Source organism: Sphingobacteriaceae bacterium (assembly GCA_002319075.1).
GTDB lineage: Bacteria > Bacteroidota > Bacteroidia > B-17B0 > Aurantibacillaceae > Aurantibacillus.
Genome location: NVQB01000001.1, coordinates 2,276,365 through 2,290,209 on the forward strand (window position 1 = coordinate 2,276,365; position 13,845 = coordinate 2,290,209).

The 13,845-nt window shown below is 37.8% G+C and carries 14 protein-coding genes; 8 read left to right on the plus strand and 6 right to left on the minus strand.

Features of this window, described 5'->3' with window-relative positions:
- The first annotated feature begins 89 nt into the window (after positions 1 to 89).
- The 5 genes from CNR22_09955 (at position 90) to CNR22_09975 (ending at position 5,754) form a co-directional block, all read left to right on the plus strand.
- Positions 90 to 2,042, plus strand: a complete 1,953-nt coding sequence (locus CNR22_09955) for a glycosyl transferase family 2 (protein ID PBQ32078.1) — start codon at positions 90 to 92, stop codon at positions 2,040 to 2,042.
- Between the two features lie 71 nt (positions 2,043 to 2,113).
- Positions 2,114 to 2,566, plus strand: a complete 453-nt coding sequence (locus tag CNR22_09960; GenBank protein ID PBQ32079.1) for a hypothetical protein — start codon at positions 2,114 to 2,116, stop codon at positions 2,564 to 2,566.
- An 11-nt stretch (positions 2,567 to 2,577) separates the two neighbouring features.
- Positions 2,578 to 3,048: a hypothetical protein gene (locus tag CNR22_09965; GenBank protein ID PBQ32080.1), complete on the plus strand. Its 471-nt coding sequence runs from the start codon at positions 2,578 to 2,580 to the stop codon at positions 3,046 to 3,048.
- A gap of 39 nt (positions 3,049 to 3,087) precedes the next feature.
- On the plus strand, positions 3,088 to 5,160 hold the full coding sequence (locus tag CNR22_09970; GenBank protein PBQ32081.1) for a thiol:disulfide interchange protein: 2,073 nt from the start codon (positions 3,088 to 3,090) through the stop codon (positions 5,158 to 5,160).
- 63 nt (positions 5,161 to 5,223) lie between these two features.
- The gene (locus tag CNR22_09975; protein ID PBQ32082.1) at positions 5,224 to 5,754 is read left to right on the plus strand and encodes a ferritin; all 531 of its coding nucleotides are present in this window, start codon (positions 5,224 to 5,226) and stop codon (positions 5,752 to 5,754) included.
- 13 nt (positions 5,755 to 5,767) lie between these two features.
- Here the strand turns inward: CNR22_09975 and CNR22_09980 are convergent, their stop codons facing one another.
- Complete coding sequence (locus tag CNR22_09980) at positions 5,768 to 6,052, minus strand: septum formation initiator (GenBank protein ID PBQ32083.1); 285 nt, start codon at positions 6,050 to 6,052, stop codon at positions 5,768 to 5,770.
- A 46-nt stretch (positions 6,053 to 6,098) separates the two neighbouring features.
- On the opposite strand from CNR22_09980, the gene CNR22_09985 reads away from it, so the two are divergent.
- A complete protein-coding gene (locus tag CNR22_09985; protein PBQ32084.1) occupies positions 6,099 to 6,854 on the plus strand; it encodes a hypothetical protein in 756 nt (251 codons plus the stop codon).
- Positions 6,855 to 6,856: 2 nt separating this feature from the next.
- The gene (locus tag CNR22_09990; GenBank protein ID PBQ32085.1) at positions 6,857 to 7,249 is read left to right on the plus strand and encodes a hypothetical protein; all 393 of its coding nucleotides are present in this window, start codon (positions 6,857 to 6,859) and stop codon (positions 7,247 to 7,249) included.
- Here CNR22_09990 and CNR22_09995 read toward each other — a convergent pair.
- The 4 genes from CNR22_09995 to CNR22_10010 form a co-directional block, all read right to left on the minus strand.
- Positions 7,227 to 8,738, minus strand: coding sequence for a hypothetical protein (locus CNR22_09995; GenBank protein PBQ32086.1), 1,512 nt, complete (start codon positions 8,736 to 8,738; stop codon positions 7,227 to 7,229). The genes CNR22_09990 and CNR22_09995 overlap by 23 nt on opposite strands.
- Before the next feature lie 12 nt (positions 8,739 to 8,750).
- Positions 8,751 to 10,595: a glutamine--fructose-6-phosphate transaminase (isomerizing) gene (gene glmS / locus CNR22_10000; protein ID PBQ32087.1), complete on the minus strand. Its 1,845-nt coding sequence runs from the start codon at positions 10,593 to 10,595 to the stop codon at positions 8,751 to 8,753.
- Positions 10,596 to 10,712: 117 nt separating this feature from the next.
- Entirely contained in the window at positions 10,713 to 12,347 is a 1,635-nt protein-coding gene (locus tag CNR22_10005; protein ID PBQ32088.1) for a pseudouridylate synthase, read from the minus strand.
- Positions 12,348 to 12,361: 14 nt separating this feature from the next.
- Positions 12,362 to 12,730: a YraN family protein gene (locus CNR22_10010; GenBank protein PBQ32089.1), complete on the minus strand. Its 369-nt coding sequence runs from the start codon at positions 12,728 to 12,730 to the stop codon at positions 12,362 to 12,364.
- A gap of 56 nt (positions 12,731 to 12,786) precedes the next feature.
- Between CNR22_10010 and CNR22_10015 the strand changes: the two genes are divergently transcribed.
- Positions 12,787 to 13,419, plus strand: a complete 633-nt coding sequence (locus CNR22_10015) for a hypothetical protein (GenBank protein PBQ32090.1) — start codon at positions 12,787 to 12,789, stop codon at positions 13,417 to 13,419.
- A 58-nt stretch (positions 13,420 to 13,477) separates the two neighbouring features.
- On the opposite strand, the gene CNR22_10020 is transcribed toward CNR22_10015, so the two are convergent.
- A complete protein-coding gene (locus CNR22_10020) occupies positions 13,478 to 13,837 on the minus strand; it encodes a hypothetical protein (GenBank protein ID PBQ32091.1) in 360 nt (119 codons plus the stop codon).
- Between the last annotated feature and the right edge of the window lie 8 nt (positions 13,838 to 13,845).

Genomic DNA, 13,845 nt, shown 5'->3' on the forward strand with positions numbered 1-13,845 from the left:
TGATGGTGAAACCAATTTTTTGAGAATGCAAAGGTAAAAAAAGAAATTATTTAAACAATTATAATTATTTTAGTGCGTTAAGCCACATCCTGCAACTATCGGTCATTATAGTCAATTACAATGTAAAACACTTCCTAGAACAGTGTCTTTTTTCTGTATTTAAAGCTTTAAAAAACATTGAGGCTGAAGTGTTTGTAGTGGACAACAACTCCGTAGACGGCTCTATTACACTTATCCGCGAAAAATTTCCCAATGTAATCCTGATTCAAAATAAAAATAATGCCGGTTTTTCTGTAGCTAATAATCAGGCTATTAAAGTTGCTAAGGGTAAATATGTGTTATTACTAAATCCCGATACGGTTGTTCAGGAAGATGTCTTTGAGAAGACATTGGCCTTTATGGACGCTCATCCTGATGCGGGTGGCCTGGGAATTAAAATGCTGGATGGCAAAGGAACTTTTTTGCCGGAAAGTAAACGCGGTCTCCCTACCCCTGCCGTGGCCTTTTATAAAATTTTCGGACTGGCAAGACTTTTTCCCAAGTCGCAAAAATTTGGTCAATACCATTTAACTTACCTTGATAAAACAAAAAATCACCAGGTAGATGTACTGAGCGGAGCTTTTATGCTCATGAGAAAAGAAGCCCTGGATAAGGTTGGGCTGCTAGACGAAACTTTTTTTATGTACGGAGAGGACATTGACCTTTCTTACCGCATTACACAGGGCGGATACAAAAATTACTATTTCGCTGAGAGCAGCATCATTCACTACAAAGGGGAAAGTACAAAAAAGAGCAGCGTTAATTACGTGATTGTGTTTTACAAGGCCATGGCAATCTTCGCACAAAAACACTTTAGCCAGAATAACGCGCGCCTGTTCAATATTCTAATTCATTTCGCGATCTATTTGAGAGCCGCCCTGGCTATTGCTGTACGTTTTGTAAAACAATTATTTTTTCCGGCCATCGATTTTATTATTATTTTGATCGGACTTTATTATTGCAAAACAATTTATGAAATCCGGTATAAGCTTTATCCCAATTTTTATTCGCGGGAAATGCTGGATCTCTTTTTTCCCATATATACGCTCATTTGGATGCTTTTCGTTTATCTCAGTGGCGGTTATGATGTGCCTACAAGTCTGAGAAAAATTGCCCGGGGTGTTTTAACGGGGTCTGCTTTCATCCTGATTATCTATTCTTTACTTCCTGAACATTACCGTTTTTCAAGAGCATTGATTTTGATAGGATCAATTTACACGCTATTAATTTACATGGTAACGCGTCTTATTTACCACTTTCTCAAAATTAAACGCTTCAAATTAGGAGCGAGTCGCGCTAATGCCCGCATAGCTATCATTGGCAGCGAACAAGAATTTAATCGCGTTAACGAACTTTTAAAAGAAACGAATATAAACTCTGAATTTATTGGCTTTATAAGCACCGAGACAAATGGTGTAAAAAATGAAGCTTATATAGGCCAGTTCAGCCAAATTGACGAGGCAATTGATATTCACGCGCTTAATGAAATTATTTTTTGCGCGCGCGACATTTCTTCCCGTGAAATTATTGATCAGATGATAAGCCTTGTAACAAAAGGTGTGGAGTTTAAAATAGCTCCTCCTGAAAGCCTTTCCATCATTGGAAGTAACAGCATTGATACTGCGGGCGATCTGTATGTAATAGATGTAAATAATGTGGGACGTGCCGAAAACAAAAGGAATAAACGTTTCCTGGATATACTTGTTAGTCTTTTCCTGCTATTGTTTTTCTGGGTATTTATCTGGTTTCAAAAACATAAATTGAATTTCATAGCCAATATCTTTAAAGTGCTATTTGGTTTTTATTCGTGGGTAGGTTATGGAAAAGGAATGCGAAAAGATTTGCCTTCCTTGCGTCCTTCTGTTTTAACTCCTGCCGACGGTCTCAAAGGAAAACTCAACAACGACCGCATTCACAAGTCACTTCTGAATTATTCTAAAGATTATAAAACTGAAAACGATCTGCAAATTATTTTCCTTGGAATTTCAAAATTAGGGCGATAAATGTTAAACTTTGTTTAGCCTTTTGCTGAACTAAAATAATAAGTTCATCTTAGATTCATCAATCTGAAACCATGACCAAAAAATTTCTTGCGCTTTGCCTATCCCTCTTTACTTTCCTATGTTCATTTTCACAAGCAAAAGATCCTGTAAAATGGACTGCAAGTTATAAAGCTATTTCGGCCACAGAGGGAGAAATTACTGTAGTAGCTACGATTGAAAAAACATGGCACACCTATTCACAAAAGGCAACACCGGATGGTCCGGTTCCTACGTCTTTTAATTTTACCGCAGGCAAACATTACCAATTGGTGGGTAAAACGGAAGAGAGCGAGGCGCATGAAGAATTTGACAATGCCTTTGGAGCTAAAACCTCTGTCTTTTCTGATAAAGCAGAATTCAAACAAAAAGTGAAAATCCTGGCTAAGGGTCCGCAAACTATTTCGTTTAAAGTGGAATATATGTGTTGCGACGATAAAATGTGTTTACCTCCTAAAACTATAGATCTTAGCGTTAAGACCTTATAACAAACTTCTTCATGACATTCCCTCTAAATAATTCTGCTATCAAAACACTACTTCTTTGCATTAGCCTTTTCGTTTTTTCTAAGATCTCTTCACAGAATAATCACATTAGCTGGACGGCCAGTTACAAAACAATCTCTGCTACAGAAGGCGAAGTTTTAATTAGCGGAACAGTAGATAAAGGCTGGCACACATACTCTCAAGAGAAAAACGATGCCGTTCCCTTTCCAACTTTAATTAGCTTTAAAGAAACCAAAAAATTTAAATTGGTGGGTAAAGCTGAAGAGACTAACGCGCACGAAGAATTTGACGCGGCTTTAAATGAAAAACTAATGGTGTTTACCGAGAAAGCATCTTTTAAGCAAAAGGTTGTTTTAACCGGAAAAGGACCTCAAACTATTGCCTTTAAAGTAGAGTACATTTGTTGCGACAATACCATGTGTTTGCCGCCTACAACGATTGACCTCAGCGTAAAGACACAGTAAAAAATTAATAGTACTTTTACCGTCCATTCACACACAGCTATGAAAAAGTTAATACTTCTCTTTCTATTTAGTTTTATCTACTTTGCTAGTGCTTTTTCGCAAGGCAAACAATATGTTACCTGGACTGTTTCCCAGAAAAAAATCAGTGCAGACGAATTTGAATTAATTTTTAAGGCAAAAATTGAACCTACATGGCATCTTTACTCACAAATTGAGTCTAAAGGCGCTGATGTACCTCTTCCAACATTATTTGAATTTGAAAAATCTAAAAATTACAAACTTGTAGGTAAGACCATAGAACCTTTACCTATTGAGCATTCTGAACCCGTTTGGGATGGTGCCGTTTTGCGTTATTTTGAGAATAGTGCAGTTTTTACACAAAAAATAAAGGCACTAACAGATAAACCTTTTACCATAAAAGGATTTATAGATGGAATGGCTTGCAACGATCAACAGTGCCAAAAATTTTCTCCGCCTTTTGATTTTAGTTTTAAGATAGAAGGCGTTACTCTTGCAGCTTCTGTAACTGCAAGCATAGCCGTTGAAGAAAAAACTGATTCTATTGACGTTGATAGCGTCCAAATTTCAGAAGCGAAACAAGATCAAATCGCCGTTACTGAAACGAATGCTAAAGACGAGAAATTAAAAGAAGCTCCACAAGAAAAAAATAATAAAACTTACTGGGGTTTATTTATCGCAGGATTCCTTGGAGGTCTGTTCGCTCTACTTACTCCTTGTGTATTCCCCATGATTCCTATGACCGTAAGTTTTTTTACAAAGCAAAGTAAAACTAAAGTGGCAGGAATTCGTAATGCTTTAATTTATTCTATCTCGATTATCGTAATTTACATTGCATTAGGTTTAGGAGTCACACTTATTTTCGGCGCCGATGCTATGAATAATCTGGCAACTAATGTATGGTTTAACCTCGCATTTTTTGTCCTACTAGTTGTATTCGCAATTTCATTTTTAGGTGCATTTGAAATAACACTTCCTTCAGGATTCGTAAATAAGATGGATGCCAAATCAGATAAGGGCGGTTTAATTGGAATCTTTTTCATGGCTTTCACTTTAGGCCTTGTTTCTTTTTCCTGCACAGGACCCATCATTGGAACTCTTCTTGTACAGGCAGCTTCTACAGGTGCTTTAGCCGGGCCATTCTTCGGTATGTTTGGTTTCTCGCTGGCTCTTGCTTTACCGTTCGGTTTGTTTGCCGCTTTCCCCGGTTGGCTGAATTCACTTCCTAAATCGGGGGGCTGGTTAAATTCTGTAAAGGTAGTTTTGGGCTTTTTAGAGTTAGCGTTGGCTATGAAGTTTCTATCTAATGCAGATCTTGTTGTTCAGGCACACATCATAACAAGAGAAATTTTTATCGTTATATGGATTGTAATCTTTGCACTGCTTGGAGCTTACTTAATGGGTTGGTTCAAGTTGTCACACGACAGCGATATCAAGCATGTATCTGTAGGGCGATTAATGCTTGCAATAGTTGCATTCTCCTTCACCTTTTATCTCGTTCCAGGTATGTGGGGCGCGCCTCTTAAACTTATTAGCGGTTTCCCTCCTGCTGACTTCTATGCGGAATCTCCCGATGGTGTTGGGAGAAAAAACGTTGGATCAGGGAGTGATAGTCAGGTGGATTTACCAGAACATGCTCATAAAGGGCCAAACGGAATTCCCTCTTTTGACGATTACTATGTGGCACTCGCCTATGCTAAAAAAGTTAACAAGCCCCTAATGCTTGATTTTACAGGTTGGGCCTGTGTTAATTGCCGTAAAATGGAAGGCCAGGTTTGGAGCGATCCATCAGTAAAAAGAAGGCTTAGCGAAGATTTTGTGCTTGTTTCCCTTTACGTGGATGATAAAAAAAGCCTCCCCGCTGAACTGCAAAAAGAAGTTGTCTGGAGTGGTTCCAATCGCAAGTTAAGCACTGTTGGAAGCAGATGGAGTTATCTTCAAAACACCAAATACCAGTCGAGTACACAACCTCAATATTGGATCATTGATAGTGAGGAAAATCATTTCAGCGATTCAACCAGTTACAATCCGGATATTGAAAAATATATTCAATGGTTGGACAGAGGGCTTGAAAAGTTTAAGGCGAAAAAATAAAGACTTGAACTTTCTGTTTCTCATGCAGAATTATATTTATTTATATTTGTAAAAAATATTCCTATGTTATCTCCAAAGGTTAGTAAGGCTCTAAACAAGCAAATAGAAGTAGAAGGGTTTTCTTCTCAGTATTATCTTTCAATGGCTAGCTGGGCCGAGACTCAAGGCTTAAATGGTGTTTCTACATTTTTATACCACCATGCTGACGAAGAACGTCTTCACATGCTTAAGCTTATTAAGTTTGTAAACGAACGTGGCGGACACGGTGTTGTTCCTGCATTAAAACAACCTCCGGTAACTTTTAAATCGGTGAAATCTGTTTTTGAAGAAATTCTGAAACATGAAATGATGGTAACAGGCGACATCAATGGATTGGTAGATGCTACTTTACAGGAAAAAGATTATACAACTCACAACTTCCTTCAGTGGTACGTAAGCGAACAAATTGAAGAGGAAGCTTTAGCAAGACAAATCGTTGATAAACTAAAATTGATTGGCGACGATAAGGGAGGGTTATACTTCTTTGACAGAGATCTTGAAAGTATGGCCAGTGAAGTTGCGGCTAAGGATACAGATATCAGAAAAAAACCTTAAAACGAGTTTTACTTTATTTGGTAACGAAGACGAAAACGTCTTCGTTTTCTTTTTTCATTAAGTACTTCTCTCTCGAAAAAGTCTCAAGACTTTTTTTATTGGTTCTCAACTCATTAAGATTTTCCTTATTATTCTCAATTTCAGCGAGGTAATAATTTTTGTCTTTCTCGAGCTTGTGACATTTTTGAATTAACTCGTATTGTGTAAATACATCGTTCTTGTCAAAAAAAACAATCCACACAATGAGCGCAACCACCGTTAAAAAATATTTATTTTTGAGGACTTTAAATAAAAACATGGTAATTTCAATAATCTTCTAAATCTAATAATTTCCTTAACCCCGTATGATTTTCTTTAAAAAGATTATTAAGACCTGCCTGTTAGCTAGTATTGGCTTCCTTTTAGCTTTCCAGGGATCTTTTAAAGCTTCGCAAGTAAAACACAGCCGGGTTAACACAGCATACACGAAACACTGGAGCGATTTGAAGGGCCTTCTGGCCTCAAAAAACATAAATAAAGATCAATTCGGTGTTTATATCCGCGTTTTTAAGGAGGAAGGGATTCTGGAGGTCTGGGCTAAAAACAAGAACCAGGATACATTCACGTTTTTGAAATCCTTTGCTATTTGCGCAAGCAGCGGAACAATTGGTCCGAAAAGAAAGCAAGGTGACGGTCAGGTTCCTGAAGGATTTTACGAGATCTCTGCTTTTCAACCTCAAAGCAGTTATCACCTGGCTTTAAAAGTGGGTTACCCAAACAAAAGTGATCGTTTAAAAACAACTTCCAAAGATCCCGGCGGCGATATTATGATTCATGGCAATTGCGTTACTATTGGTTGTATTCCCCTAAAAGACGAACCTATTGAGGAGCTTTATGTTTTAGCGGTGGAAGCAAAAAACCAGGGGTCGACAATTTATGCCGATATTTATCCTTTCAAATTCAACACAAAGAATACAGGCAGAATACAAAACATTTCAGACATGGAATTAAAGAACTTTTGGTTGGGTTTAAAAAAAGCCTGTGATTATTTTGATTTTGCAAAGAAACGAGCTTCTATTACTACAGACACAAAAGGTAACTACATTGTTAACGGAAAATAACCATGCATTATTCCAAATTTATAAAAGGACTTTTTATTTTTTCTTGCGCCCTGTTATTTTCTAATTGCGGGAAAAACCCGGAAGAAGAAAAAAACACTGTTCCGAAACACATTATGAGTGAAGAAACTTTTACCCGGGTGCTCACCGATTTTGCATTGGCTGAAAGTGCGGCTAACATGAACATTAAAAATGCAGACCTTCAGAAACTGGATTCCATTTATAACTTTAATCCTTTGTTGGATAATGGTGTAACACAGGTAGAATACGATTCAGCCGTAGCTTTCTATGCGCGGCATCAGGTTATCTATAAAAGAATTTACGAAAATGTACTGGCTGCATTAAACGATTTGCAGGCAAAAAGAAACCCAATAGTTAAGGATTCAATTTCAAAATAGCGAACTTTTCAGACCCATCACTGTTGAAATATAAAATCATGTCTTTTTGACTTTCTGAATAATATTTTAAAGGAATAAGCTCAAAACCCTCGTTTTTATAAATTAATTTTTTCTCAAAATCACCGGTAGACTTTAATGTATAAGCCACAATGTTTGCGCCACCCGGACCACTTGCCCTTTTAAAAGATTTGTAATGATAGTTTGCGGCATTACGTTTTAAGTTTCCAGCATTTTCCATAAGCAAAACAGTAAGGCTGCCTTGGTAATGACATACCATGGGTTCGGCAACATTTTTATAGCGGGTGCGGTTTGGGAAAAAAAATATTTTTCTGGGAATTATTTTCTGTGAAACAACTGCTCCCGTTCTAAGATTGGTCTTTCTAAAAAGTAATTCTTTATAATAGTTCAATCCTGCTCTTTCTGACAACGTATACATAAAATCGCCATGTGTGTAAGTGTTTAAAATAAAGTGCTGTTTGTGGTAAGATTCTTTATCGTCAGGTCCGTCGTAAAAAGTAAGCTGTTCCCTTATAGACTCTTCATAAAATGTTGTGGTATTTAGTAACTCCTTTCCTGAGTTGTAATCAAGCATAATATTTCTGAAAAGCTCCTTTGAATGGCGGGTAAGAGTATCGTCCAGCAATCCTTTAATAGAAATAAAAACACTGTGAGTATCAGCTACAACTGAAGTCTGTTGCATATGATCAAGCCCTGAAACATTCAGTTGAATTTCCCCTGGAGCTTTCGCATCCGGTTTCCATCTCCATAACAATAAAGAATCGAAACGCGTTATTCTTCTGGTAAAACCATTATATGTTTCTGTACCTATTATAGAATAAAGCGATTGAAAATAATACAATTCCCCATTGTTGTCACATGAGTATGAATACGTAGAATTAATGTCATTCTCTAAGGGTATTTTTTTCATCCACACCCATTCCCTTTTCTTTACAGAATAAAGCATCGCCACTTTACGCGTAATGCCACCAATTGCAATTTTTGTCGCCACAATTAAAATGTCACCGTTAGTTGTCGGTGTATATGAAAAATAGAAGTCCTCTGTATTCCTGTCGCTTTCAAGATTCGCAAGCTCTATAAAACCTGTTGATCTGCCAGTTGTATCAATAATTTTCAGGTAGAGCGTCTTCTTGGTATTAAGAACTTTCTCAAATAAAAAACACAATTTAGTGTTAACCTCAAAAGTAATGTAATCCAGATTTTCGTAGTCGAACCAAACGTTGTTAACGCTATCTAGTTTTAGAGGCGTAAAATTTAAAATCTCTGCATTGGGTTTAGCCCTGCGCTCTATAGTAATATCATGCACCGCTTTGTTTTGACGCAGCACATAAAAATAAGAAGAATGTGTGTTGATGATCTGTACAGCCAGATTCTTTTTAGGGGAGTCGAAAATCTTGCTAAAATGCAGATCTTGTCCAACTAAAAAAGCGCAGTAATTAACCAGAAAGATAATTACTGCGCTTCGAATCATAGTACCAGGTTTTTATTCAACCGTTACACTTTTCGCCAAATTTCTAGGCTGATCCACGTTGCAGCCTCGCATAACAGCTATATGATAAGATAATAACTGAAGAGGGATTACAGAAATTAAAGGCACAAGGAATTCGTCGGTTTCAGGAATTTCAATGACATAATCTGCCATCGCTTTCACTTCCTTATCACCAGAAGTTACAATAGCTGTAATCTTTCCTTTACGCGCTTTTACCTCCTGAATATTACTCACAACCTTCTCGTAGTTGCTTCCTTTGGTTGCAATAACAAAAACCGGCATTTCATCATCTATCAAAGCAATAGGGCCATGTTTCATTTCGGCAGCCGGATAGCCTTCTGCGTGGATGTAAGAGATCTCTTTTAATTTTAACGCGCCTTCAAGTGCCACTGGAAAAGAAACTCCGCGACCTAAATATAAAGCATTGCGACTGTCTTTGTATACATAAGCAATCTCACGCAACTTGTCGTTCAACTTTAGTACTTCTTCGATCTTTGCAGGAATCGCATCCATCTCATACAACAATTGTCTGTAACGGCTTTCTGTAAGTGTGCCTCTGATTTTGCCCATTTGCAAAGCCATACAAGTTAACACAGTTACCTGCGCTGTAAATGCTTTAGTAGATGCAACACCAATTTCCGGACCAGCATGAGTATAGCTACCACCATGTGTAGCACGGGCAATAGAAGAACCTACCACATTACAAATTCCCAATACAGTTGCTCCTTTTGATTTAGCAAGCTCTACAGCCGCCAGTGTATCTGCCGTTTCACCACTTTGCGATATAGCTATGACGATATCATCTTCATAAATGATCGGGTTCCGGTACCTGAACTCAGAAGCATATTCTACTTCAACAGGAACACGCGCAAATTCTTCAAATAAATATTCCGCTACCAAGCCGGCATGCCATGAAGTTCCGCAAGCAATGAAAATGATACGTTTTGCTTTTTCAAACTTCTTTTCATGATCATCTATACCACCCATTCTCACTTCACCCAGATCTGCCATTAAACGCCCTCTCATACTATCCAAAACTGAACGTGGCTGTTCGTAGATTTCTTTTAGCATGAAGTGATCATATCCGCCTTTTTCAATAGATTCTAACTCTACAGTCAACTCCTGAACGTAAGGCGTAATTTCTTTGTCTTTTAAATTCCGTATTTTTAATTCCTGGCCTCTGCGAATAATAGCTACTTGTTCGTCATCCAGGTAAACTACATTTTTTGTGTATTCGATAATTGGAGAGGCGTCTGAAGCGATAAAAAATTCATCACTGCCAATACCTATTACCATAGGACTTCCCTTTTTAGCCGCTACAATTGTGTCCGGATCGTTTTTATCTAAAACTGCAATCGCATAAGCCCCAATAACCTGTTTTAATGCTGCTTGTACAGCATGTCCCATTTTTACACCTTCATGTTTTTGAATATCTTCTATTAAATGGATTAATACTTCGGTGTCTGTTTGCGACTCGAATGTATGTCCACGTTTTGTGAGACGTTCTTTTATCGCTGCATAATTCTCAATGATACCATTGTGAATCATAACCAGGTTCTTACTTTGGGAATAATGTGGGTGAGAATTCACATCGTTTGGTTCACCGTGCGTAGCCCAGCGGGTGTGGCCAATTCCAATTGTACCACTAATATCTTTATCTTTTGCAAAAGCTATTAATTCACTTACTTTTCCTTTTCGTTTGTAAACATTCAAGTCTCCGCCTTTGTCAATTAGCGCCACTCCGGCACTGTCGTATCCACGATATTCCAATCTTGATAAGCCTTTTATCAAAATGGGATACGCTTCTCTTTTACCAATGTATGCTACTATTCCGCACATAGTTTATAGTTTAGATGTTGTAATTTTTAATCCGTCAAAGGTACGTTTTTTTGGGCGTTCTCTTAAATAGCAGGTGTTTTTTGATTAATGTCAAATCGTGCACTAACGCCTCATAGTTTATCCAATCATTTGTAAAAAGCTGATCTCTTTAGCCGTTAAAAAGCGGTGCTTTCCGCGGGGAAGATCCTTTTTTGTAAGTCCGGCAAAAACAACCCGGTCAAGCTTCAAAACATCATAACCAAGGTGTTCGAAAATTCGTCTTACAATACGGTTTCTGCCGCTGTGAATTTCAATACCAACTTCTTTTTTTCCTTCTCCTACAAAAGCTAAATCATCTGCTTTTACGATCCCGTCTTCCAATTCCAATCCTTCTGAGATCATTTTAAAATCTTCAGGTTTAAGCCCTTTATTTAAGCTTACCTGATATATTTTTTTGACACCATGTTTGGGATGCGTCAATTTCGTTGTCATCTCACCATCATTTGTAAACAATAAAAGACCCGTTGTGTTGCGGTCTAAGCGACCAACCGGGTATATTCGCTCTCTGCAGGCGCCTTTTACCAACTCCATTACCGTTTTACGTTCTTTAGGATCGTCAACGGTTGTGATGTAATCTTTCGGTTTGTTCAGAAGCAAATAAACTTTACGCTCTGCTCTAACAGCGGCATCGCCATAGGTAATTTTATCAGTCGGACTTACTTTTGTTCCTACTTGATCTACTACCACACCATTTACTTTAACTGCGCCACTGATAATTAAATTATCTGCATCGCGACGGGAAGCTACCCCTGCATTGGATAAATATTTATTTAATCGGATTAATCCATCTGCCCCCGTTTGTTTTGCAACAGGCGCTGGTTTCTTAGAACGTTTGTCTCCGAATTTTTCGCGTGAAGCTTGCGGCGTAAATGCTTTTCCCTCTTCAAATTCATCGTGTTTTACGCGTTTGGTAAATTCGCCTTCGTCTGCTTTGCGGGGTTTCGTTAATCGTCTCTTTACAGGTTTATCGCCTCGGTCAGATCTATCGGGAGAGTTAGCATACTTACCTGTTGCTTTTTTAAAGCCTGCAAACTTATCGTCTTTTGTTTTAATGGTTTTTTTGTAAGATTTTTTATCGCTTACATCTTCTGACTTTCTTCGCGGGCGAACATCTTCACTGCGTGATGATCTTTCGTCAAAGTCTCTTCTTGGTCTTTCATCTCCATCACGGGAAGATTTGCGTTCGTCTCTCTCTTTAAAATCACGACGTGGCCGTTCACTAAATTGGTCCTTCCCGAAAGAACCTTTATCATCTCTGTCATTAAAAGATTTTCTTTCTTTAAATTCTCTTTTTGGTTTTTCGCTGTAACTATCTTTTCCGAAGGATTTTTTGTCATCACGATCCCCGAAAGATTTTTTAGGCCTTTCGTCTTTATCACCAAAAACTCTTTTAGGTTTGTCGCTATAGCGTTCTTTTCCGAAAGACTTTTTATCGTCCCGGTCTCCGAAAGACCTTTTAGGTTTATCACCATAAGATTTTTCACCGCCAAAATCCTTTTTAAAAGGCTTGCGCTCGTCGCTTCCTGAAAATGATTTACGCGGTCTGTCGCCGCCTGCGTCTTTAGTATCTCTGAAGCTTTTGTTCTTGGTAAAAGAACGTTTTGCTTTATATTCTTTTTTTTCTTCCGTATCTGTTGTTCTACGTGGTCTTTTATCGCTACGGGAGCCGGATCTTCCTTTTCCCGAATCGGGTCTGCTACTGAATTTACTCATACTACAAATTTAATTTACTTAATTAGCGGATAAAAAGCTCCCTCCAAATGTTTTACAGTTTTATTGTTATTAAGCTGAATAACCGCAATTATATCGAATCTTGACTCTAGGTCAATATTTTTTTCGACAAGATATTGATTGGCGGCGCTTATTATAAAGTTCTGTTTTTGTTTGGTAACAAACAATTCCGGCTCACCAAAGGTATTGTTTTTCCTGGTCTTAACCTCAACAAACACGATGGTTTCTTCTTTTTTGGCGATGATATCTATTTCAAGTTTTTTATACCGCCAGTTTAATTCCAACACATCGTACCCCTGTTTGAGAAGATAGTTTCTGGCCAGAATTTCGCCCTCCCGCCCCTGCTTTTGAGATTTATTTTCCATTTATTCCTCTCTTTATACTAAAATACATAAATTAGTAACCTAAAATCACACATCTAATGAGAAAGCTCTTAATTTTAGTCACGCTACTTTTCAGTGCAAGCTTTTTAAAAGCCCAATTCAGCGGCACTATCGAATTCAGATATGCCAATCAAAAAGATACCTCCTTGAATATCTACTCTGTAAAAAATAAGTTAGTTAAACTGGACCAGTATGGTAAAAAAGGAAATATTGAGGGTAGTTTTCTTTTCGATCTTGCTGCCAACGAAATGAAATTCTTAAATCCCAAACGTAAATTATGGGGCATTCAAAAAAGTGAAACACCACAAGTGATTCGCGGAACGTGCGTTACAAAAAAAGGCCCGGCTACTAAAACAATTGCGGGTGTAAAATGCACAGAATACACTGTTTCAAATACAGAGGAAAATATCTCTATTACCTATTGGATCGCTGAAGGAAAATATCCTTTTTTCGCACCCATGGTAAAACTCTGGAACAAAAAAGATAAACAAAGTATCTATTTCGGACAGATTAAAAATTTACCAGAAGGCAGCATGCCTTTGTTGAGTGAAGAAAAACAGTTAAATGACGGCACCATTCTGACAAAACTTGAAGTTATTAAGATCGTAAATACACCGCCTGCTGATGCTGCTTTTGTTATCCCTGAAGGGTATTCAAAGTTTAATCAGTAGTAAGAAGAAACTAAAAACGCCGGGCAAAATGTCCGGCGTTTTTTTTTAACTAATTTCTTTAATCTTCTTCTTCTTTAGAATTAACACCAAACAACATGTTTAAGATGCCGGTGCAAAGAGAAAGAACGAGGCTGAAAAGCAGGGCAGAAAAAAACGAATTCACGTGAAAACCATTCACCAGCCGTCCGGCGAATATAATAATCAGGGCATTTATTACAAGCAGAAATAACCCAAGCGTAACAATCGTTATGGGAATTGTAAGAATAGTAAGAACAGGCTTCACAATTGTATTTAAAAATGCCAATACAACTGCAACCATTATAGCCGATAAATAATCATCTACAGTGATGCCTGGTAAAATTCTGGCAACAATAAAAACTGCCAGCGCCGAGACAAATATTTTTAATAGAAAATTGATGTGCTAAA